20 protein-coding genes and 2 pseudogenes are annotated in these 21,786 nt (G+C 42.4%); 2 read left to right on the top strand and 20 right to left on the bottom strand.

Annotation, left to right across the window (positions count from 1 at the left end; translation table 11 throughout):
• Positions 1 to 86: 86 nt before the first annotated feature.
• Entirely contained in the window at positions 87 to 1,136 is a 1,050-nt protein-coding gene (locus CA598_RS23955) for an NAD(P)-dependent alcohol dehydrogenase (RefSeq protein ID WP_094878142.1), read from the bottom strand.
• 120 nt (positions 1,137 to 1,256) lie between these two features.
• Between CA598_RS23955 and CA598_RS23950 the strand changes: the two genes are divergently transcribed.
• Entirely contained in the window at positions 1,257 to 1,676 is a 420-nt protein-coding gene (locus CA598_RS23950; RefSeq protein WP_094878141.1) for a MerR family transcriptional regulator, read from the top strand.
• A 71-nt stretch (positions 1,677 to 1,747) separates the two neighbouring features.
• Here the strand turns inward: CA598_RS23950 and CA598_RS23945 are convergent, their stop codons facing one another.
• From CA598_RS23945 to CA598_RS23860, 18 genes and pseudogenes are all read right to left on the bottom strand, one after another.
• A complete protein-coding gene (locus tag CA598_RS23945) occupies positions 1,748 to 2,386 on the bottom strand; it encodes a YczE/YyaS/YitT family protein (protein WP_094878140.1) in 639 nt (212 codons plus the stop codon).
• A gap of 112 nt (positions 2,387 to 2,498) precedes the next feature.
• Positions 2,499 to 3,257 (bottom strand): ABC transporter ATP-binding protein, encoded by a 759-nt coding sequence (locus tag CA598_RS23940; RefSeq protein WP_094878139.1) that lies wholly within the window; start codon positions 3,255 to 3,257, stop codon positions 2,499 to 2,501.
• The gene (locus CA598_RS23935) at positions 3,257 to 4,069 is read right to left on the bottom strand and encodes an ABC transporter ATP-binding protein (RefSeq protein WP_094878138.1); all 813 of its coding nucleotides are present in this window, start codon (positions 4,067 to 4,069) and stop codon (positions 3,257 to 3,259) included. Before CA598_RS23935 ends, CA598_RS23940 begins: the two co-directional genes overlap by 1 nt.
• Positions 4,032 to 4,922, bottom strand: a complete 891-nt coding sequence (gene opp1C, locus CA598_RS23930) for a nickel/cobalt ABC transporter permease (RefSeq protein ID WP_094878148.1) — start codon at positions 4,920 to 4,922, stop codon at positions 4,032 to 4,034. Before opp1C ends, CA598_RS23935 begins: the two co-directional genes overlap by 38 nt.
• Before the next feature lies 1 nt (position 4,923).
• Positions 4,924 to 5,859 carry a nickel/cobalt ABC transporter permease gene (gene opp1B, locus CA598_RS23925; RefSeq protein WP_306440485.1) on the bottom strand — a complete coding sequence of 312 codons (936 nt, stop codon included), beginning with the start codon at positions 5,857 to 5,859 and terminating at the stop codon, positions 4,924 to 4,926.
• 84 nt (positions 5,860 to 5,943) lie between these two features.
• A complete protein-coding gene (gene nikA, locus CA598_RS23920) occupies positions 5,944 to 7,545 on the bottom strand; it encodes a nickel ABC transporter substrate-binding protein (RefSeq protein WP_094878137.1) in 1,602 nt (533 codons plus the stop codon).
• Positions 7,546 to 7,548: 3 nt separating this feature from the next.
• Complete coding sequence (locus CA598_RS23915; protein WP_306440484.1) at positions 7,549 to 8,139, bottom strand: ABC transporter ATP-binding protein; 591 nt, start codon at positions 8,137 to 8,139, stop codon at positions 7,549 to 7,551.
• The gene (locus CA598_RS23910; protein WP_094878135.1) at positions 8,090 to 8,965 is read right to left on the bottom strand and encodes an ATP-binding cassette domain-containing protein; all 876 of its coding nucleotides are present in this window, start codon (positions 8,963 to 8,965) and stop codon (positions 8,090 to 8,092) included. The genes CA598_RS23915 and CA598_RS23910 overlap by 50 nt, the downstream gene beginning before the upstream one ends.
• A gap of 11 nt (positions 8,966 to 8,976) precedes the next feature.
• Positions 8,977 to 9,813 (bottom strand): ABC transporter permease, encoded by an 837-nt coding sequence (locus CA598_RS23905; protein WP_094878134.1) that lies wholly within the window; start codon positions 9,811 to 9,813, stop codon positions 8,977 to 8,979.
• Position 9,814: 1 nt separating this feature from the next.
• Positions 9,815 to 10,783, bottom strand: coding sequence for an ABC transporter permease (locus tag CA598_RS23900; RefSeq protein ID WP_094878133.1), 969 nt, complete (start codon positions 10,781 to 10,783; stop codon positions 9,815 to 9,817).
• A gap of 75 nt (positions 10,784 to 10,858) precedes the next feature.
• Entirely contained in the window at positions 10,859 to 12,511 is a 1,653-nt protein-coding gene (locus tag CA598_RS23895; RefSeq protein ID WP_094878132.1) for an ABC transporter substrate-binding protein, read from the bottom strand.
• Positions 12,512 to 12,826: 315 nt separating this feature from the next.
• Complete coding sequence (locus CA598_RS23890; RefSeq protein WP_094878131.1) at positions 12,827 to 13,633, bottom strand: AAA family ATPase; 807 nt, start codon at positions 13,631 to 13,633, stop codon at positions 12,827 to 12,829.
• A 34-nt stretch (positions 13,634 to 13,667) separates the two neighbouring features.
• Positions 13,668 to 14,003, bottom strand: coding sequence for a DUF3024 domain-containing protein (locus CA598_RS23885; protein ID WP_256990621.1), 336 nt, complete (start codon positions 14,001 to 14,003; stop codon positions 13,668 to 13,670).
• Between the two features lie 732 nt (positions 14,004 to 14,735).
• On the bottom strand, positions 14,736 to 15,368 hold the full coding sequence (locus tag CA598_RS23880) for a carbohydrate-binding family 9-like protein (protein WP_094878129.1): 633 nt from the start codon (positions 15,366 to 15,368) through the stop codon (positions 14,736 to 14,738).
• Between the two features lie 105 nt (positions 15,369 to 15,473).
• Positions 15,474 to 15,674: pseudogene (locus CA598_RS33085) on the bottom strand (sugar phosphate isomerase/epimerase); the annotation flags it as partial.
• 9 nt (positions 15,675 to 15,683) lie between these two features.
• On the bottom strand, positions 15,684 to 16,667 hold the full coding sequence (locus CA598_RS23870) for a Gfo/Idh/MocA family protein (protein WP_256990622.1): 984 nt from the start codon (positions 16,665 to 16,667) through the stop codon (positions 15,684 to 15,686).
• 509 nt (positions 16,668 to 17,176) lie between these two features.
• Positions 17,177 to 17,386, bottom strand: coding sequence for a hypothetical protein (locus CA598_RS23865; RefSeq protein ID WP_094878127.1), 210 nt, complete (start codon positions 17,384 to 17,386; stop codon positions 17,177 to 17,179).
• 87 nt (positions 17,387 to 17,473) lie between these two features.
• Positions 17,474 to 17,764: pseudogene (locus tag CA598_RS23860) on the bottom strand (sigma-70 family RNA polymerase sigma factor); the annotation flags it as partial.
• A 449-nt stretch (positions 17,765 to 18,213) separates the two neighbouring features.
• On the opposite strand from CA598_RS23860, the gene CA598_RS23855 reads away from it, so the two are divergent.
• On the top strand, positions 18,214 to 21,366 hold the full coding sequence (locus CA598_RS23855) for an amidase family protein (RefSeq protein ID WP_094878126.1): 3,153 nt from the start codon (positions 18,214 to 18,216) through the stop codon (positions 21,364 to 21,366).
• A gap of 224 nt (positions 21,367 to 21,590) precedes the next feature.
• On the opposite strand, the gene CA598_RS23850 is transcribed toward CA598_RS23855, so the two are convergent.
• Positions 21,591 to 21,786 (bottom strand): sigma-70 family RNA polymerase sigma factor (locus CA598_RS23850; protein WP_143812447.1); only part of this gene is annotated, 196 nt, incomplete at its 5' end.

The raw sequence follows: 21,786 nt of genomic DNA, 5'->3' as shown, positions 1-21,786 counted from the left end.
GGAGATCAGATCCTCCATATCTTCTCAGGTATTATCGAATTCTCAGAGGTTCTGGACGCGAACCGATTTAAACAAAGAGGAAATCCTTATTCGTTCCCCATCGTGCTGATGTCGATGACAAACCGGTAACGGACATCTGAAGCAAGTACACGCTCCCAGGCTTCATCAATCCGGTCAGCAGAAATGACCTCGATTTCAGATGCAATATTATGTTCAGCGCAGAAATCAAGCATTTCCTGCGTTTCACGGATTCCGCCAATCATCGATCCGGCAAACGAACGGCGGTGGCCGATCAACGAAAACACGTTAACTGCTAATGGATCAGCGGGTGCACCGACATTGACTAATGTGCCGTCCAGCGCCAGAAGCGAAAGATAGGCATCGATATTAATCTGCGCGCTTACTGTATTCACGATAAGATCGAATGAACCGGCAAGCTGCTTAAATGTCTCCGGATTACTTGTGGCATAATAATGATCCGCCCCTAATTTCAATCCATCTTCCTTCTTCTTCAATGACTGTGATAAAACAGTAACCTCTGCCCCCATGGCATGAGCGATCTTCACAGCCATGTGTCCAAGTCCGCCAAGACCCACCACAGCTACTTTTTTGCCAGGAGCAGCTCCCCAATGACGTAGTGGTGAATAGGTGGTGATTCCTGCACACAGAAGCGGCGCAGCGGCGTCAAGCGGAATACTGTCAGGGATCCGAACTACAAAATCCTCGGTTACGACAATATGGGTGGAATATCCGCCTTGCGTATACTGCCCGTACCGGTCGATAGCTCCATAGGTGCCCGTATTTCCACTCAGGCAATACTGCTCCTCACCTTTATGGCAATTACTGCACTCTCCACAGGAGTCAACCATACAACCTACTCCTACCCGGTCGCCTACTGAGTACTTTGTGACTTCAGAACCGATCTGGCTGACAATTCCGGCGATCTCATGTCCCGGAACGAGTGGATAGTTGACCGGCCCCCACTCCCCGCGGGCAGTATGAATATCCGAGTGGCAGATGCCAGCGTATTTAATCTCAATAAGAACATCATGCGGCTGCAGATCTCGGCGTTCGATTGTGGTTAGCTTGAATGGACCTTCTTGACTGAATGTAGCGCGTGCATTAACTTTTATCATAGTGAAACCTCTCTTCTAGATTATATTAAAATCTATAACGTCAGCTTTACAAAACATATGTTATTACTTAAAGTTAACTCTAAGTCAAGCATAAAATATATTTGAGATTGGAGATAGATGATGAAAACATACTCCATAAGTGAAGTTGCAGAATCCTTTAATATGACACCACATACCCTGCGATACTATGACAAGGAAGGTCTTTTCCCTTCTATAGAAAGAACCTCCGGCGGTAAACGTATATTTAAACAATCCGATATGGACGCTTTAAAAGTAATTGAATGCCTGAAGTCATCCGGGATGCCAATTAAAGAAATAAAACATTTCATTGAGTGGTGCTCAGAGGGAGATTCCACCTTACAGCAAAGATATGACATGTTCTTGGAGCGGAAAGCATCCGTAGAAGCACAGATGGAAGAATTAAAAAAAACGATGGAAGTCATAGAACATAAATGCTTCTACTACAAGTCCGCCTTGGATAGCGGTACAGAAGATGTTCATAAAAATAATAAAATAAAAATTTCATCCGCCGCTCATTAGAAATGGACCTTCAAATTACAGTAAAGGCGGGACAGATTGATCTGCCCCGCCTTTCACCATTCGTAAACTTTTTAGTTGGTACGCCTTTTTGCCAGAAGTTTCTCCGTAAAATTCACATTAAAAAAATGAACAATAGGTCCCAGACCCAATGCGGATACCAAAGTTCCTAAGCCTATAATGCCTCCTGCCAAGAAGCAAATCAAAGCACAAAAAGAATCCGTGAACATCCGGTGCCAAAAATAAGATACTTTCGGGAAGTTATCCCTCATAATCAGGGACAAGCTATCGTAGGGAGCAACGCCTACCTCCGATGACTGATACAGAGATACCCCAAAACTGCATACCACCACGCCAATCGCTACGATGACCACCTGCTGCCATATCAATTGAGGTTCGCCGAACAGAGATAGCCAAGTACTATGAAAGAAAGTAGCTATGTAACCAAGAAGAATTGCGTTCACGAAAGTTCCGGCGCCAATAAACTTTCGTCCTGTTATGAATTCGATTACAAACAATACCAGATTCAATAAGATTAGAAAATTCGCAAATGTCATACCGGTGTTTTCTGCAAGTGCCATAACCATGCCGCTGAAGGGATCATTCCCCATGCCGGACAGCTTAAAAATACTGATTCCCATGCCCAGAAATACATTGCCGATAACCATAATCATCAATCGTTTTTTATCGACGTTATGAAAATATCCTCTCATATTGTCCATCCTATTTTTCATATTAAAATGCAACAACGTCGTCATTATATCATATTTACTATGATTTGATGGTTATCTTTATGGATGTGAATGATCTGGTCGGGAAGCATGATCAAGTATGAAATGGCATCACCGAATCCAACAACCTTTTGGCATATTCATTTTTAGCGTCAAAAAGCTTACAACTATCAAGCTCTTCAACAATCTCTCCATGGTAAAGAAAAAGAACACGGTCGCACAGATTTGCCACGGCTTGAAGATCATGGGTAACAAACAGATAGGTCATGTTCATCTCTTGTTGAAGTGAAAGAAGCAATTCTAGAATCTGAGCCTGAACTGAAACATCTAGTGAGCTAATAGCTTCATCAAGAACAACAAGTTCCGGATTTGTTGAGATCGCACGCGCAATACACACCCGCTGCAGTTGTCCACCGCTTAGCTCATGGGGATACTTGTCCAGCATCGCTTGCGAGAGTCCTACCTTATACAAAAGGGTGGTAATATGATCATCAAGATCTTTAGTATCTCCCAAAATAATCAACGGTTCAGATATGATGTTCCGGACAGTGAATTGAGGGTTTACCGATGTGGTATAATCCTGAAATACCACACTCATTTTCCCTTTATTACGCTTACTCCAACTGGAAACTGGAATTCCCTCAATCTTCACCTCCCCTTTACTCGGCTTATCTAATCCGAGAATTATCCGACTCAACGTACTTTTTCCGCTTCCGCTTTCTCCAATTAATCCTAAACATTCTCCTTTTCTGATCGAAAATTGGATATCATTTAGAATTTCTAATCTTTCTTTTCTAAACCATCCTCCAGCCTTTGGATAGCTTTTAGATAGCTTGTTAACTTCGACAAACATTATATCACTCTCTCTTCCATCGATTTCTGAAAAGGAGCAGCGAGATTAATCCGGGTTCTAATCAAAAACTGTGTGAATTCATGCTGTGGATTTGAGAATATCTCAGAGGCATGGCCCGCTTCAACACATTCACCATTACGCATCACAATTAAATCATCCGCCAAATATTGAACAACACCTAAATCATGTGAGATAAAAATAATTGATGTTCCCATGGTCTCCCGTAGCAGCCTAAACTGTTCTGCTACCGCACGCTGATTAATAGAATCGAGGGCTGTAGTCGGTTCATCTGCAATAATAATATCTGGCTCCATCATAATTGTTATCGAAATCATCACTCTTTGCAGCATCCCACCTGATAGCTGATGAGGATACTTCTTCAATACCTCTTTTGGGTTATGAAGGTGTACACGATGCAAAGCAGTCTCGGCTATAATTTGTGCTTCCCGCTTCGTAACTTCAAGATTCTCACGAAAGGTCTCTATCATCTGTTTACCTATGGATTCCAGAGGATTGAATGCTGTCATCGCATCTTGCAGGATCATACAGATTTTCTGGCCTCGTATTCTCCGAAGAACCGAGTCTTTCTCCTGCAATAAATTTCTTTCATTGTAAATGACCTCTCCAGTAACCTCCAGCCAAGGAGGTATAAGACCAAGTATCGCCTTGGCAGTCAGTGACTTACCACTCCCGCTTTCTCCCACAATGGCTAAACATGTGTTTTTTCTTAGAGTAAAACTGAGTTCCCGAACAAGGGATCTATCCGTATCTGCCTCATGAACCGAGAGCCTTTTTATTTCTAGTAAAGACATTTAGACGACGTCCTTTCCCTTTCTTTAGAAGATGCGCTTTGGGGTTCATTGCGGAATGTAGACTGTCTCCCAAGTAATTGAACGCAACTACCATAATTAAGATCGCAAAACCTGGTGCTAACATATGGGTTGGATGCGTAATCATCACATTCTTCGCGTCGTTTAACATCATTCCCCACTCAGGAATGGGGGCCTGCACACCTAAACCAAGGAAAGACAGAGCAGAGATATTCAAAATAACCCAGCCGGTATCTAAAGTCGCAAATACAGCCACTTCTCCTGAAACGCCCGGCAGTAAGTGTTTTCGCATGATATGCCCTGTACTGCAACCGGAAACCTTGGCAAATCTTATATAATTTTTATCTGTATATTCAATAACGACCGATCTAATCATCCGTGTATACCAAGCCCATTTCGCGACTATATTTGCAATAACAACATTCAGTAAGCCTGGTCCGAGTACGCCTACAATGGCGAGGATCATAACTTCAGCCGGAAAAGAGAGCATTATATCGCAGATTCTCATAAGGAGCTCATCTACTTTACCTCGAAAATATCCTGATATGATTCCCAGAATCGTACCAATGGCAATGGTAATGATAGTAGTAATTAATGCATATAGAATAGTTGTCCGAATTCCATAAAGGAGTCTGGATAAAATACAACGTCCTAGCTGATCTGTTCCTAGTGGATAATCAGGGCTGAACCCCGCGTACTTGTGTAAAATATTCATTGCGGTAGGGTCATGAGGTGCCAGCCAAGGGGCGGCTATCCCTGCAATGATGATACTACCAATAAGTCCCATAAAGAGCACTGCCATTCTATCCGTAATCAGACGTTTCCAAACAGCCATACTATCCTTCCCTTCTCAATCGGGGATCTAAAGCTGAATTGAGTATATCCACCAGCAGATTACAAAGGACAAACAAGCTACCCATGATCAAAATATATGCTTGAATCATCGGGAAATCAGAATTGAATATTGCAGATACACATAAGCGACCAATTCCCGGCCATGCAAAGATATTCTCCACAATGACTGTTCCCGCGATAAGCTTTGGGATCGACATTCCTAGAGCTGTAACAGATAGCTGTAAGGAATTTCGAAATACTTTAACTATAATCTTGCTATTCTTAAGTCCTCTTACTCTGGCATATAGAACAAAATTCTCCTTTTTATTCTTTATCATGTTATTTCGTATCAATCGAACATAAGTAGAAATGAACACTAAAGAGAGCGTTACTGCCGGTAGTACTACAGAACTTGTTTCTTCCATACCACTGGTAGGAAACCAATTGAGTTTAACAGAGAATAACCAAATAAGCAGAATGCCTATCCAGAAGCTGGGCATTGCCGCTGAGAGGAAAACAAAGACGCGCATCAACCTGTCGAGCCAGCTTCCTTCATAAATAGCACTGAGCACACCGATTACCATACTTACGCACAAAATAATGGCCAACGCGACACCTGAAAGCTTGAAAGTAGCTGGTAGCGCCAATGCAAGCTGATCGCCAACTGATTGGTGTGTCACATTACTAATCCCGAAATCTCCTTGAATACTGTTACTGAGCCAATGTATATAACGCACAAAAAATGGTTTATCTAATCCCAATGTAATTCTCATCGCTTCAACCATTTCTTGTGTTGGTGTAACCTGATTAACTCGAAGGGCAATTTCAGCAGGATCACTGGTCCGCAGATTTATCAGAACGAAGGCCATAAAAGATATTCCTATCAAGATAGGAATGATCGCTGCTAGCCGTTTTAATAGGTACCTATTCAACTCCATCCTCCCATTTCTTTCCTTAGATATAAAAATCCCCGCCCCATGCTTCAGAGCACTGAAGCATGAACAGCGAGGATACCTGTTTGTTTATTGTGCTTCGAAATACATTTTTTCAAAAGGAATCTCATATTGGGATACATTGAACCCAACGCCCTGTAAAGCTTTAAGATGAACAGCTTTGGTAACCGAATAGGTTAATGGGATATAGACATTCTCATTATGGATATAAGTCAGAATTTCTTTGTACATTTCTTTACGTATTTCTTCGTTCTGCTCAATCATCAGATCGGTAATCGTCTTATCAAGCCATTCTTTTTTCTCCAGCCCAAGTTGGGCTTGATAATCGGCGTGCGAGGGCACTCGCCAAGAAGAAACATAGGTCTGCGGATCATAAGGCAATCCCCAAGAAAGGGAGTACATCAGGTCGAATTCACCAGTTTTTTGACGGTCGAAATAAGCTTGTTTTTCTTCCCCTACAATATGTAATTCCACCCCAATCTGTTTCAAATCATTCTGCATGGATTCACTTATAGTTCGTTCTTGCGCATTATCGGAATTATAATAAATAGTCAGTTCTAACTTCTTGCCATCTTTGTACCGATACCCATCAGATTGGAGCATCCAACCCTCTTCAATTAATAAAGCAGATGCCTTCTCCTCATTGTAGCTTACTCCCTTTAAACCTGCGTTTGCATAGGGTACAGAAGGAGAAAGTAATGTATCCGCTACTTTTTCTGTACCGTTCATAATACCGTCAGCTATAACTTCCTTATGAATGGCATACATAAATGCTTCGCGAATCTTAGGATCTTTAGTGACAGACCGGTTCGTATTGATTACAATCGCACGGGATCCTACAGGATGACTGATGACAGTACTATACTTATCCTGATCCATCAATGACTTGAAAGAGTCGCTGTCCACCATATCTCCGTCGGAGCCAAAAAGTAAGTCTACTTCTCCTTTTTCAAGTGCGAGAAGAATGGTCTGATGATTTGGCATTACTCTCCATTTAATTGTTTTTATCCGAGGTTTTTCTCCCCAATAGTTCTCATTTAATGTGAAGATAGCATATTGATCCTGCTTATGCTCTGTTAAGACGTAGGGCCCAGTACCTGCATAGCCTTTAACTCCATTCGCTGTAGTTCCACCGATGAAGCTCTTAGGGGAAATAAACCGAAACGGACGCGTCAAACCCAATTCCTCCAAGGTTGGATAATAGGGATTCTTTAAGGTGAGCTGGAAGGTATTCTCATCTATGACTGTCGTATCTTTAATTTCTGCTACAAGATTCAGCCATGAGTTCTTTTCAATATTTCCAACAACTGAATCAATGTTTATTTTCACAGATTCAGCGTTAAACGGTTCACCATCGGTAAAAGTAACTCCTGTTCGTAAATGGAACGTGTATAAGGTACCCTCTTCGGAAATTTCCCAGCTCTCGGCAAGTCCCGGCTTCACACCCTCTGGGGTATTAATAACAAGTGATTCAAAAACAATATTTTGTGCAGGCATTTCACCAGCGTATAAGTGCGGATTAATATCACGGATATCCTTTGTACTCGCAAATACTAATTCATCATTGGATACCCTCTCAGCTTTCCGGTTCTCTCCTCCCTTACTGCTTGAACATGCTGACAGCAGAGAGAAAACTAAAATAAATGATAGTATACATATTCTTTTGTGCATTCATTACTCCCCCACTTTATAAATCTTATCGCATAATCGATTCAAAAGACTGTTCTCATGGCTGACTACAATCACACCGATGTCTCTACTTTTACAGATTCGGAGAAACGAATTCCAAATTTGTGCCTGTGTAATGGCATCCAGCATCGTCGTCATCTCATCAGCTATGATGAATTTGGTCGCCGGATTCAGAGCACGGACAATGCAGAAGCGCTGTTTCTCCCCTCCGGACAGCTCCACCGGCCAACGATTCAGCCACTCCTCCCGTATTTCGAAAGCATCCAGAATTTCCTGGGAGGGTGTATAGGATTCGGCCAGAACGTCCCGCATACGCCACTTAGGATTAATCGCCTTCTCCGGATGTTGGTATATTAATTGTACCGGTCGAAATGCCTGACTTTTCACAGCTTTATCCTCTAACGTTACTTGTCCTTTACGCGGGGAGATATACCCGCCTAAAATCCTGGCTAGCGTCGTTTTCCCGCATCCACTATATCCTGATAGACCAAGAACCTCACCAGGAGCTACCGTAATGTTGACATCTTTAAAAATCCAACGTTCCTTTTGATAATAGTGACTTAGATTCACTCCCATCAGACACATAACTTCTCACCGCCTGTTCCTTAAATTCCAAGTCAAAATCATTTTGCGGTAAGGCTCGCCACAACCTTCTAGTGTATTCCATCTTCAAACGTTCTCCACTTCCTTCAAATGCTGCAGCCTCAGCAATCTCCACAGTAGTTCCATCCTTGAGAACAGCAACTCGATCAGCAATTTCTAACGCAGACATAATATCATGAGTAATCAGCATAACTCCTGCGCCTTCTTTGGCGAATTGCTTGAGCTGTTTTAATATTTCGGTGAGCGCTTGCGGATGAATTCCGGGTGTTGGTTCATCGGCAATGACCAGCTTGACACCCTCTCGTACACTTGTAGCAAACATCACCCGGCGAAGCATTCCACCGGATAACTCAAAGGGAAATAACTTTCCGTCGCTCTTTTTCAAATCATATCGTTCAAATAGCTCCTCTTGTTTGGCCTGAGCAGTGGCCTGATCCAAGCCAATCTGTACTTGCCGTCCAACACGCATAAGGGGATCCAGATAATTAACGGATTGTGGAATGAAGGAGATCCCCCGACCTCTGAGCTGTTCTTTTCTCTTTTGCGTCAATTCTTCTCCCTTGTATAAGATTGTTCCGCTGCTGGTTGCATTCCCGGGCAAAATCCCTAGTATAGCGTGTGCCAACAGACTTTTCCCTGAACCGCTGGCACCTACCACTGCTACAATTTCTCCTTCGTTGATATCTACATGCAGCTCAACTATTGGATGGATTACACGTTTTTGTGTGCCCTTATAATATTGAGAGAAACCAATGGATAAGTTTTCTACCCGTAATAACGGATTTTTCACTTTACTCATCACTCACCCCTCTATTCATTGGAGCTGGAAGGCTCCATTAAAATACGAATCTTTTCGCCGATACTGTCAAAGCTTTTAACCACTATCACTAGAAGCAATCCCGGAAATACCACCAGCCACCACTTTCCGGTAGAAATATGGTTCATCGCTTCAGAAAGTATAATACCTATAGCGGGAGTTTGCGGAGAAAGCCCAAACCCCAAGAAAGTTAACGCAGCTTCATGCAAAATCACATGCGGAAACATCAGTAAAAAACCAATCATTATTTGAGGAAAAATAGAGGGAAGGATATGCTTTCTAGTGATATACCATGCGGACTTACCGTAGCTCTTAGAGATTTGAATGTATTCGGCCCCTTTTATTTGTAGCACTTCAGAGCGCACGACCCTTGCCAATGCAGTCCAATGAGTCAGCGAAACACCAAGTACAATGCCATATATTCCGCCACCTACAATAAAGCAGATCAATACCATGAACACGAGATGAGGCATACCGATAAACAAATCGATAAGCCAGGAGATGATACTATCCACTGTTCGGCCAAAGGTTGCCGCGCATATCCCCATCATGGTTGCAATAATTACACTAAGGAAAGAAGCTAAGGCTCCTACAGCCAGTGACAACCGCAATCCCTTCATGGTACGGGTGAACATATCTCGACCGAGCCAGTCCGTGCCAAATAGATAATCCAAACTAGGTGTAAGATTTTTGGTAGCAGCATTGAGACGCAGATTATCATTGCTGAGTATAAAGCTGAGGATCAAAATCATTAATAGAAACCCGGAAGATAACGCAAGCAGTACAATCATTTTTTTACGTTCATTCATTCCTTCTTGTATGACCTGCATTTTAGGCCTCCCCCCTCATACGCGGATCTACAATTTTATTTAAAAGATCGGCAATCAAATTTCCTGCAAAGACGAACAAAGAACTAATCAGAATAATGCCAACCATTAAGGGTAGATCCCCCTTTAACCCTGCTGTGGTTAGTGTGCTACCTAATCCCGGATAAGAAAACACCTGCTCTGCTAGCATAGAACCTCCGAAAAGCTCGCCGAAATAGGCGAATTGCAGAGAGACAGCTGGAAGAATTGAATTTCGCACCCCATGATTCTTGAAGATTTGCCACTTGCTTTCGCCCCTTGCCTTTGCAAAAATGACATACTCCGTATTCAAAATATCAATCATTTTCTCTCGAGTATGCATCGCTATATTAGCCACCCCGAGTATGCTTAAGGTCAGAGCCGGTAATATAAAATGATGAACTCGATCAACAAACTTTACGTCACTCTCCATCATACCGGCCGGCGCCGACAAACCTACAGGGAACCAGTGAAGCCAAACAGCAAAGACAATTAGAAGGATTAGTCCCATCCAAAATATGGGGGTTGAGACAAGCGTGTAACTGTACCATTTAATAATTTTATCTATTGGTTTTCCTCGGTTCATAGCTGCAGTCATTCCAAGGACATAACCAATCACACCTGATAGAACCCATGCTGTTCCCATTAATGCAAGCGATGAAATAAAGCGGCTTTGAATAATCTCAATAACCGGGCTACGGTACAGCTTTGAAGTTCCAAAGTTGCCTTGCAGTAATGCTTTTGCCCAGGAAACATATTGTTCCACTAAACTTTTATCCACACCCCAATATTCTTTAATTTTCTCGATTTGTTGTGGTGACGCTGCGCTATCTCCCCCTATATATGCGTTGACCGGATCCATGGGAGATAAATGGATAAGAGAAAAAGTAAGAATAGATAAGCCAACCAGCAGGGTTATCACTCGAATCAATCGAATAACGATGCTTTTTGCCACAAGAACTCCCCTTCCTGCACAGAAAAGAGAGCTTTCTGAAATAGATAGCCCTCAGAAGTCTCTTTCCTTATATAATCAATTGGTCCATGTCCACTCCGTTACATTTCCAAACAATGCCCACTCATGACCGTGCGAATGAATAGGCTGCTTACCCAGATCCAGCTTCGTATTAGCCAAGTACAGGTGGTCCACCCGCACCAGCCAAACAATCGGAGCATCTCCGATACCACTGAAGCCTGTTTCTCCATCCCATTGGGCAAGCTTCCAATATTTATTAGCCTCTTCCAGTGAAGAAGAAGTAAGCGCTAGTGTTAAATATTCATCGACTTTAGGATTATGATAGTTAGACATATTGCCGATCCCTTTATCGATCTGCTCAGAGGAATTCATCGTATACAGTTGATAAGGGTGATGCCTTCCGCCTCCCCATGCCACCGCTGCTGTCTTTCCTTTTAGATAAATATCATCCCATGTAACTCCTAGAAGATTAATTTTGATTCCGAAGGTGCTTGCTTGGTCTGCTACGGCAAGGGAAAGATCGCTGCGGAGCTGATCATTAGAGCTAAAGTACATGTTAAACTCTGCATTGCGGCCGTCTTTTTCCAGAATGCCATCCTTATTCTTATCCGCCCAGCCACCATCTTCGAGGATTTTCGCAGCTGCTGCAATATTGCCATCCTCAATCACGGTTTCTTCGTTAAACCAAGGTAAACCATCCGCTAGGGAATATGCTTTTTTACCGTGTCCATCTAGAGCTACATCCAGCAGCTTCTGACGGTCTAGTCCAATATTAAGTGCCTGACGGATTGCAAGATCTGAAGTTACATCGTTGCCCACTTCTACTTCTTTACCGTTGGTCAACCCTTTCCCACCGCTAGGCACTGCCGGCAGCATAATACCGCGTGAATCGATACTCTCGTAAGTTCGAAGCGTCATTCCCTCAACCTTTTGCTCTGCGAATGTGGGCGGCACATACACAATGTCGGCTTCTCCCGCCTTTGCAGCTGCAAGAGCCGCATCCTCGGCAAGAAGAAGGAATGTCAACTTTTTGAACTGGGGCTCTGCACCATACCAATAGGGATTGTACTCCATAATAACTTGCTGTCCTTCATTGTATTGAACTACCTTATACGGTCCAGAGCCAATTGGATTTCGAGAATAGTTCTCATCATAGTGAGCTTTAGGGACGATTCCAATTTCTGTGAGCTGACTAACAAATGTGGAGCGTGGCTCGTCAAGAGTAATTGCGATGGTGTTATTTTCCAGAATATCAATTGTTTTAACAAAGGACAGATCGAATTTAATCCCATCCTCCTTGAGCATCTCATATGTAAATTTGACATCTTCCGGAGTCACTTGCTCACTGTTGGAGAATTTAGCGTCTTCACGAAGCGGGAAAGTCCATGTTAACGCATCCTCGCTGATGGTATAGGATTGTGCAAGATCCCCAATAAAGTTAAGATCTGAGTCAATAGCTAATAGCGAGCTATGAGTTAGACGGATCTGTGTCATCCCCCAGCCCTTCTTGGGATCAAACTGTCCACCATCCATAATTCCTACAGCAAGTACTAAATCTTCTTTAAGAGTTGTAAATTTCTCTAGTTCGGAGGAATTATTTGATTCCTTTGATCCATTTGTACATCCAGCCAGCAATAAAAGTGCTGACAATACCAAGGTTACATACGATAAGGTCTTCCATTTTAGAAATTTCTTTTGATTGTCTTTCACAACATACCTCCATAGTTTGATAGTCTGCTAACACAAGTCATATAAGAATGAATAACCCCCTTATATTCACTTTAATCGTAATGATTACTAATAAATCAACTGAGCTTAATAGTAATTATTACTATCTGAAATGTCAATCATTACTTTAATAACTTTTAAATAGTTAGTAAATCAAAATTAAATAGTAATTGCATGAACCAAGCACACAAATAAATCCGCACACTGCATGCACGGATTTTTATACATAGGTCAGATCCTCTATTATATCGCGATTAACAAGTTCCTCTTTGAAAACACATGCCACCGTTGAAAACATTAAGTTATGGAAGGATTGTATTCTTCATAAGAAAGAACAATATGCTCCCGTTTTAGCGGACAACGCTCTATAATCGCCTTGCGTTTCGCTTTCAGAACAATTTGCTCAATATCAGCAAAACTGCAGCCGGAAAGACGCTCGCATGCCTCTTCCGTCAACCCAGCTTCTCCCTCAAAGCCATTGATTAACAGTTCGATATATTGATACCTGCTTGATTCATCAGGGATAGAATAAATCATTTTTGTATCAAACCTTCTCCAAATAGCCCTATCCAATTCATTTTCCAGGTTCGTCGCTGCTACAAAAATGCTATTATCACCAAAATCATCGAGACATTGCAGTAGTGTATTCACCGCACGAGCCATTTCTTTAACCTCGTCATTACTCTCCCGTGTTCTTGCAATGGCATCAAACTCATCAAGGAATAGAACACAAGGAGATGCTTTCGCGTACTCGAATATTTTCCGGATATTGCTTCCAGTCTCACCCAAATGGCTGTGAATCATTGCATCCAATCGAACTAGGATAAGTGGAAGCTCCAGCATTTGAGCCATATAAAATGCCGTCAGTGTTTTCCCTGTGCCTGGTGGACCATACATAACCACTTTATTGGGAATTGGAACTTGATGTTCTTCAAATACTCCCCTCATTCCTAAGATTGTAATAAATTCATCGACAATCTTTTGATTCATATCGGGCAAGACGAGATGTCTAACCTTTTTGGCACATTCTTTGGGTGTATAATAGGTTCCCATATCTATTCCTTTTGCTCTTGGCAGACGTTGATTGGCGCTGCTTTTGGTCATTATTTATTGAAGCTCCTTTAAAAATAATTATTTTTCAAGAAATCCAAAAGATCCTTTCTGAATCCAGTTCAACCTGCTCTAATTGCCGTTCGAAGTCCACATGAGGAACTATAGAGTCTGCTTGTGACCATTCGTTATTTTCTTTTTTTGAATAGACCCTCCACTTATCATTTTCCCAGCGGAATTGGGCAAAATCAGTCCCCAGCCACTTTCGGTCATGCCATTCAGGCCGTTCCTCTATCAATGTAATTTGGTTGTGCTCCATACGATAACTTATTCTGACGGATAACCGTAAATCTCCAGGCACTTTTTGATCAATATATCCGTTTAGAATGGCCTTCAGCCTGTTTACAGTGAATGAATCCATCATTACTCACCTCGATTAAATCTGTTAATTTTGATCTCAAAGGGTTCACGAATATCCATCATCTTCTACAGCCCCTTTATTCGTAATTATTACGATTTAAAATATCATACTTTCTTTTCGTTTATCATGTCAACCAATGGTACAAAAAAGAGCCTTTATAGTTCCAAGGCTCTTTCGGGGTTTATCTATAAAATCGTCCATCTTTCCGCTATTTCACGATAGATATAATTCTTATATAACGTTCTCTTCTTCTATTTAGGTGATTCAACAGCAACCATGACTGGTTCATGCTAAATTAATTTTCAAACTCCGTTCATAAAAACTGTCAAAATATAACCTGTCCCAATAGGATCGTGTAGAGATACATCTGAAAATGACTTCAGATTGACATCATATCGTGTCCACAACCAAAAAATTCTATATCACCGGAGAAGACATAAAGGATTTGATTACATTTGCACCATTGGGCTTATAAAAGTTATCAAGAGCTACCGTAACAAAAGCACAAAGCTGTCCACTTTTGCGGCACACTGTATTTTAAAGATATCTGGACTAGTGTTCCATAAAAATAATCGAACATTACAAAATCCCTGCTATTGCCGTCATCCTAAACTTATGTATAATTTGACATAATAACAATCTTGTTTCCATTAGAAATTTTCCTAAAAACGATAAAAAACCTCCAACTCCGTATATGCCGCTTCGAAAGTTATTCATTGACGCTGCATTTCGCAGTTACTCTAAGTACAGAATCCCAAAATCACAGCTTCTATGAAATTCTGGTTTGTTCGAATGAACTCTGCTCCATGTTCCAAAATGCGGATAGGTCGTATCGTCGCCGCACTTGTAAAAGTTTCCTCTCATCCTTTTTCCCGGCACTGCCCGAAAGTCTGAAAAATAAGATTGTACCCAAGCCCATGAGATCGAAAAGCTTAATTCCCAATATACTTCTCCTTTATCATTGATTTGATCGGTAGTGGTTAGGACATGGAAAAGTGCCGGATTAATAGTGATTGGGAAGCGATCATACCGATCCGCTCCTATCTGCAAGAGAATTGTGCCATTCGCATTAAATTCGAAATTCATATAGCGTTGGTCCGAATCCGGAGTAGGCTGAAAAAAGAACTCGATGCAGCTATCCTTATACACGGGATCATTTAAGTTTCTGTATGTTCGTATTGGATTCTTTTCGTAAACCTTAAACTGAAGTTCCAGATCCTCCTGACTGTAATTTAATCTTGCTGTAACGACCGGGTTATACCCTTTAAGCCATTGATATTGCTTGATGATCTGGACTTCTTCTGTATCTGAAACATCCGTCTGATTTGTCAGACGGGAAATTACTAAGGTTTCCAATTTCCTTTCCATGTTTCATTCCCTTCTGTTCGGAATCCCACTGGGGTTAACACACCAAAACAACCCTATTAATTAACTTGATTATTTAGACCCGAGATTTCGCGCGGCCGTCTACCGTTACCTGTATTGGCGGATGAAGGAGACCGCCATCTCGGGCGAATCCCCCACTTTCCCCTCTCCCATGGGGCACCGTACACACACATCCCTTGGATCGACCGGCTGATGTCGGATGCCGTCCTTCACATGGGTGGGGACGATATAGCCCTTCAGCAGGTGTACACCTTGCACCGGGTCATCCCCTGTTACCATAACCATGTCAGTCCACCCTTATTTCGCACATGGTAACGTAATTCCTTCATGGATCGCCCGATCGGCCAGAAGTGCGACCTCCATCGCCCGGTAGGCATCCTCCATTGCCGGTATAGCGGGTAAGTTGTTCTCCAGCATGGACAGGAAATAGTCCAGTTGGGCACCCGTAGGCTTCACGGAGAAGTCCATATTGATCTGCCGGACCGTTCCTTTCCGATGGTCTTCGACCTCGACCAGATTTCCCAGATACTGTTCCTCTCGCGGTCGATCGTTCTTGTAGATGATGCGGATCCGGCCTGCGGGTCCGATGAATTCCTTCCGGTTATCAGTCGGAAGCCCCTTGCCCCACCCCGTCTCAAAGTAGCCTATGGAGCCGTCCGACAAACGGAGGGTCATGAGCCCATAATTGTAAGTGTACGGCGGGACTTCTTCATAAAGACGCTGCCCGATCCCGTTGACGCTTATCACGTCCGCCCCTGTAGCCCAACGCATCACATCGATATAATGGACGCCGCAATCTACGATCGGCGAGACGTCTCGGAGCAGGGACAAGTGGGAAGCCCAATTTTTGGAGGGCTTCAATTGGGATAACCGAATGACCAAGGGGAAGCCGATGGCGCCCTCCCGGATCATCTTCATTACCGCCTGGTACGTGGTGTTATGGCGAAGGATGTGACCAATCAGCACCTTGGTTTTGGCTCCACCGGCCAGCTTCATGAATTCCTGCGTTTCCCGTGCATTGCCCGCCATCGGCTTCTCGCATAGGATATGCTTCCCTGCAGCGAGACAATCTTTTGCGATCTCCAGATGGGAGGACGGGTACGTGGCGATAATGACCAGATCCACATCGTCACGCTCGATCAATGTCCGGTAATCCGTGCTCCAACACTTGGCTCCGTATTGGCTTGCCACTAAGGAGGCCCTGTCCCGGTTCCAATCCGCCACGCCGATCAACCGGACCCGCTCCTGTTGTGATATCGCGTCCAAGTGGAGAGAGCCCATATAACCACAGCCTATCACGACCGCCCCGTACCTTTTCATGATGCATCCATCCTATCCTTCTCACTCGCGGAGGTTATTTTGTGTTGATCCAAGCTCTTGTTGGGAGAAGCCGAAGTCTCCCTACAGCATCTAATCTTCATGGGTGAGCACTTACATTTGTATAATACCGGATTACTACAGAATAGCTTTCGTCTTGTTATGATACCTTGTTACCTTTATTATATAAGAATGATGGATAGTTTTATTTAGCTAAGAAAGTTACTTTTTGCACGATTCCGGTATTCCATCTAATTCTATGTAAGGGATCTATCCTGTTATTCCCCACCCTCTCCAACACCCGGTCCGCAAGCGATTCCTCTTCCAGGAGTGGACTCCCTCCATCCATTAAACGCAGTTCCAGACGGTCGCGCCTCGCTTGTTCCCGAGAAGGAGGCTAAAAGATTTTGAGCTGCTCTATGTGTGCCACGGCCAATTGTCCGTTGCGACGAAGGAACGGAAACTATACGGTGTTACCAGGGCAGCCTCCGTTGCCTTCCGGCGTCTACCACCGGAAGGCAACGGAGGCTGATCCGACCACCAAACGGATCGGGATCACGGTGAATTGCAGTTGGTAGAAGCGCAGAACTTAAAATCTTACGGTTCGTGAGCACCGTACGGGTTTGACCCCCACCCTCAGCAGTTAAATAGATAATTTTCTGAATATGTTTTTTTATGTTCATTTAACCCAACTACAAAAAAGCAACTCTCCTGTTGGCAAGTTGCTTTTAAAACACTCTATTGTGAATCTTTAGTTATTATCTAAGACCCTACCGCTTCGCCTTATAAAACTCATGATAAAGCTTCATCAGCGCCCTTTTCTCAATCCGTGATACACAACTCCGCGAGATCCCCAGCTCCTTAGCAATTCCACGCTGCGTCCTCTCTTCCCCGCCTGTATCCAGCCCAAACCTACACACCACAACTTCTTTCTCTCTGTCATCCAGAATATCAAGATTTCGATAAATCTTGATATTCTCAATCTTAAGATCGACCTCTTTAATAACATCATCAGCTTCAGAGCCGAGGATGTCGATAAGCGTAATTTCATTACCTTTCTTATGGCTTCTTTCCCAGCAGATACTTTACTCTTTTCAGGATGCCCATTATTGATCTTGCGGGCTAGTGCATCTGGAATTATCAGTGATTCTGCTTTATGCCATTCTCCCATATAGAAATCTTCCACTTTCATGAAATAAAAAACATAATATTCTCTGTTAATTATTAGCTGTTCCTCTTCTTTTTGAACTCGTGAAATTCAAGGTTTTTGATGATGCACCGGATGATGATACTTAATAGCCTGCGGCCCCTTAAAACCTATCATATAGAGTTATCTATTCAATATTATAGTTTACATATACATTACACATAATAATTAAAAAAGCCTTTTTTCCTTTTTTCAAACTCAAAATATATTAAATTCATAATATTTATTGACTCAAACAAATACTAGTGTTATATTTCCTAACATTAAATAATAAAATACATAAAGGAAAAGGAGATTACGCACATGTATAAGTTCATACGTCTACGTGAAACTAAAAGAGATCATTCTGGTTCCACCCGATCTGAATATTCACCAGCAAAAAAAAATTGGAGTAAAAAGCAATTTATAGCTACTTCAATTGTGTTATCTGTTATTGCTACGAGTGTAATTCCGTTTCAAACAGCTGACGCTTTAACTAGAGTTACTTCAGAAAGTGGCACAGTATGGGAGATTCACGATGTTTTTGCTCCTAGCTTAGACACAGGAAGTTTACGTACAATTGGTGCTACACAAGTACAAGGTTTCGGCAATATCTTTGTTAAAGTGTCCTCGCCTTCAGCTCCACTTATGAATGGTCAAATGATGCGTGGGTTTGACTTGAAATACGATGGCGTTAATAAGTTTACTTCGGCTCAATCTGTAAATCTAGGAAATGTAACTGTAACACGTGAGGTGTATGTGGATACTATTCATAATCGAACGAGATTCTTTGATACATTCACTAATAAAAATGATGTCGCTATAAAAGTTGATGTATCATTCGGTGGCTCTTTAGGATATGGTACAACAACAAATGCTTCAGTAGTTAAGGCAACCTACTCAGGCGATCTTAAGGTAACTACAGATGATTCATGGATTGTTGTAGATAGCAGTGCCAGAAACAATAAGCCGCTAGGCGTTGCAGTGGGATCTCCAAAACCGTTTGATAATGGATTAACAGGTCTAGGGAATCAGCAACAGGATCCATTCACAGTACCCTTAGCTGAGTATGGAAATGAAGCGAATTTCTATGGGTTCATTAATTCACTAAATATTGGGCCGGGCGAATCGAAGTCCCTAGTAAATTATGTACAAGTTGGAGAAGCTGGTGAAGAAGGGTTGAAAAATCTGGTTGCTATGCTAGATGGACTTAATAGTCTGCTGGATGTAACAGGATTAACAAACGCACAAATTCGTTCAATTAGCAACTGGGATATATCTGCTATAGAGGGACTTGATACTGGAGATCATCTGGATATTCCAAATGCTCCTGCGGCCAAAGAATTAATAACTTCATCTCCGTATGATGTTAAGAATAAATCAATTGCAGAAATACAGAAGGATATGATTAATGGTAAAACTACTTCTGTACAAATTACTCAAGCCTATTTAGATAGAATTAAGGTATACGATGAGGGACAATTGGGATTCCATGCATTCCTGCATGTATCTGAAACTGCGCTTAACCAAGCAAAAGCTGCTGACGATGCCCGTGCACAAGGTGTAAAAGGTGATTTATTGGGTATTCCAATTGCGATAAAAGATATTTATGACACAAAGGATATGCCTACTACAGGTGGCAGTAAAGCTCTTGAAGGCTGGCAGCCTGATTCCGATGCATTCCAAGTGAAAAAGCTGCGGGAAGCTGGAGCTGTAATTATTGGTAAAGTAAATACCTCTGAGTTTGCTAACAGCGGAAGCTTTAGTGAGAGCGGCTGGCAGCAAACATGGAATGCACTCTATCCATCAAAAACATCTTTTGGCTCAAGCGGCGGGTCTGCAGTATCTGTTGCAGCTGATTTCGCAGCAGCAGCAATGGGATCGCAAACAGGGGTATCTCTCTATGCACCAACTACAGGCGCTAGCTTAAAAAGCTTCCGGGGTACAGACGGTATGGCAAGTACTACAGGAGTACTTCCACTCACTTGGGGACAAGATTATGCAGGTCCCATTGCTAAAACAGTAACTGACCTAGCCATTATATTGAATACTACAACGGGTACGGACCCACAAGATATTTTCACAGTCACTGCTGATGCAGATCATAAGCGTCCAGTGGATTGGAAGGAATCTCTGGATGCTAATGCATTGAAAGGAAAGAAAATTGGATATATTCCTGCATCCTTTGTATCTGCATATGCTGATGATGATACTGGACGGGCAGTGATGGATAAGTTCTCAGAGCTTCAAGCAGCAGGGGCGACAATGGTTGAAATGTCAGCTGTACCATCAGGCCCTAGTCGTCCTTCAGGTATTAATGGATCTACTGAAGGTTGGGCACGTTATATTGAGCTTCATAAGGACTTCCCTTATATTGATGGAGCAAGTGTACTAGCTTCAGATAAGGTGCTTATCTATAATCAAAGAGGATATAGTACTCCAACTCGTATGACTGAACAAGCTGTGCAAGATTACATTAAGTATAGAACCGACTATAAGGAAGTTATTAAAAACTGGATGGACGCGAATGGCGTTGATGCTGTTGTTTATGCAGGTTTTATTAGTGACGTATATAACAATGACGCATCAGCTTCTCAATTAAGTTCTGACCGTAACACGGGCGTATTAACCTCTAATGTGGGTCTCCCTACGGTAGTTGTTCCTGTAGGAACGAATGACAGCGGATATTCTATTTCTATGCAACTGGTTGGTAGAGCATGGGATGATGCAAAAATTTTAGGCATGGGCTACGCTCTTGAGCAACAAAGTCAAGCTAGACTACTTACAACATTTGCTCCAGCACTTCAATATGTTTCAAACTCTACTAATCCTAACCCAAACACAGATAATGGACCAACCAATCCAAATACTGGAGGAGGTACTCCTCCAGCAGTAACAACGCCTATAGAAACAACGGCACCTGCAGAAACAATAACACCAGCAGATAAGCCGAAAGTTGTTAGTTTTGTAGATACAATGAATCATTGGGCAAAAGCAAGCATTGACGCACTAATTGCTAAGGGATTATTGACGGGTTATTCCGATGGAACATTCCGTCCAAATTCAGGTTTGACTCGTGCCGAAGCAATTAAAGTAATTGCAACTTACATGGGACTTGAAGGACAAGAAAGTAACTTTATAGATGTATCTCCAACTCATTGGGCGAATAAGTTTATTGGTGCAGCTGCTGGATCAGGTTTGATGAACGGATATAGTGACGGAAGATTCCGTCCAGATGAGAAGATTAGTCGTGGTGAATTAGCGGCACTAATCACTCGAGCCTTTAAGCTAACAGGTACTGGAAACACATCATTCAAAGATGTCACAAGAAATGCATGGTATTATGATTCCATTGATGCACTCGCATCCAATAATATTATTACAGGATACGCAGACAGTACATTTAAGCCTGAAAAAGATATTACTAGAGCAGAGTTTGCAACAATTGTTTCCAGATTACTAGGAACTACTAATTAAAAGAAATTCAATTAAACATGACAGAGTACTCGAGTAACCACGTTTACAGGAAGGGCCATCCTGAAAGGGATGGCCTTATAACTTGCCGTTACAGATAGTGCGATGAAATGAACCGTATCATAAGTAGGGCGAACCCTATTCACACAAAAAACGACTCATCCGTAGACAAGTCGCTTTTCAAGTTTTATTATTAATGGATTATTACTGTGTAATTGTCATCAGTCCTACCGCTTCACCTTATAAAACTCATGATACAGCTTCATTAACGCCCTTTTTTCTATCCGCGACACATAACTCCGCGAGATCCCTAACTCCTTAGCGATTTCCCGCTGCGTCCTCTCTTCTCCACCTGTATCCAGCCCAAACCTACCCACCACAACTTCTTTCTCTCGGTCATCCAGAATATCAAGATTACGATAA

This window comes from Paenibacillus sp. VTT E-133291 (assembly GCF_002264395.1).
Lineage (GTDB): Bacteria > Bacillota > Bacilli > Paenibacillales > Paenibacillaceae > Paenibacillus_AQ > Paenibacillus_AQ nitricinens.
Note: the sequence above shows the minus strand (reverse complement) of the source record. Positions and strands in the feature narration are given on the sequence as shown.

Bases quoted from the DNA above. Each gene is read 5' to 3' on its own strand.
- CA598_RS23955 (WP_094878142.1), bottom strand. From the start codon at position 1,136: ATGATAAAAGTTAATGCACGCGCTACATTCAGTCAAGAAGGTCCATTC.
- CA598_RS23950 (WP_094878141.1), top strand. From the start codon at position 1,257: ATGAAAACATACTCCATAAGTGAAGTTGCAGAATCCTTTAATATGACA.
- CA598_RS23945 (WP_094878140.1), bottom strand. From the start codon at position 2,386: ATGAGAGGATATTTTCATAACGTCGATAAAAAACGATTGATGATTATG.
- CA598_RS23940 (WP_094878139.1), bottom strand. From the start codon at position 3,257: ATGTTTGTCGAAGTTAACAAGCTATCTAAAAGCTATCCAAAGGCTGGA.
- CA598_RS23935 (WP_094878138.1), bottom strand. From the start codon at position 4,069: ATGTCTTTACTAGAAATAAAAAGGCTCTCGGTTCATGAGGCAGATACG.
- opp1C (WP_094878148.1), bottom strand. From the start codon at position 4,922: ATGGCTGTTTGGAAACGTCTGATTACGGATAGAATGGCAGTGCTCTTT.
- opp1B (WP_306440485.1), bottom strand. From the start codon at position 5,859: ATGGAGTTGAATAGGTACCTATTAAAACGGCTAGCAGCGATCATTCCT.
- nikA (WP_094878137.1), bottom strand. From the start codon at position 7,545: ATGCACAAAAGAATATGTATACTATCATTTATTTTAGTTTTCTCTCTG.
- CA598_RS23915 (WP_306440484.1), bottom strand. From the start codon at position 8,139: ATGGGAGTGAATCTAAGTCACTATTATCAAAAGGAACGTTGGATTTTT.
- CA598_RS23910 (WP_094878135.1), bottom strand. From the start codon at position 8,965: ATGAGTAAAGTGAAAAATCCGTTATTACGGGTAGAAAACTTATCCATT.
- CA598_RS23905 (WP_094878134.1), bottom strand. From the start codon at position 9,813: ATGCAGGTCATACAAGAAGGAATGAATGAACGTAAAAAAATGATTGTA.
- CA598_RS23890 (WP_094878131.1), bottom strand. From the start codon at position 13,633: ATGACCAAAAGCAGCGCCAATCAACGTCTGCCAAGAGCAAAAGGAATA.
- CA598_RS23885 (WP_256990621.1), bottom strand. From the start codon at position 14,003: ATGATGGATTCATTCACTGTAAACAGGCTGAAGGCCATTCTAAACGGA.
- CA598_RS23880 (WP_094878129.1), bottom strand. From the start codon at position 15,368: ATGGAAAGGAAATTGGAAACCTTAGTAATTTCCCGTCTGACAAATCAG.
- CA598_RS23870 (WP_256990622.1), bottom strand. From the start codon at position 16,667: ATGGGCTCTCTCCACTTGGACGCGATATCACAACAGGAGCGGGTCCGG.
- CA598_RS23865 (WP_094878127.1), bottom strand. From the start codon at position 17,386: ATGAACATAAAAAAACATATTCAGAAAATTATCTATTTAACTGCTGAG.
- CA598_RS23855 (WP_094878126.1), top strand. From the start codon at position 18,214: ATGTATAAGTTCATACGTCTACGTGAAACTAAAAGAGATCATTCTGGT.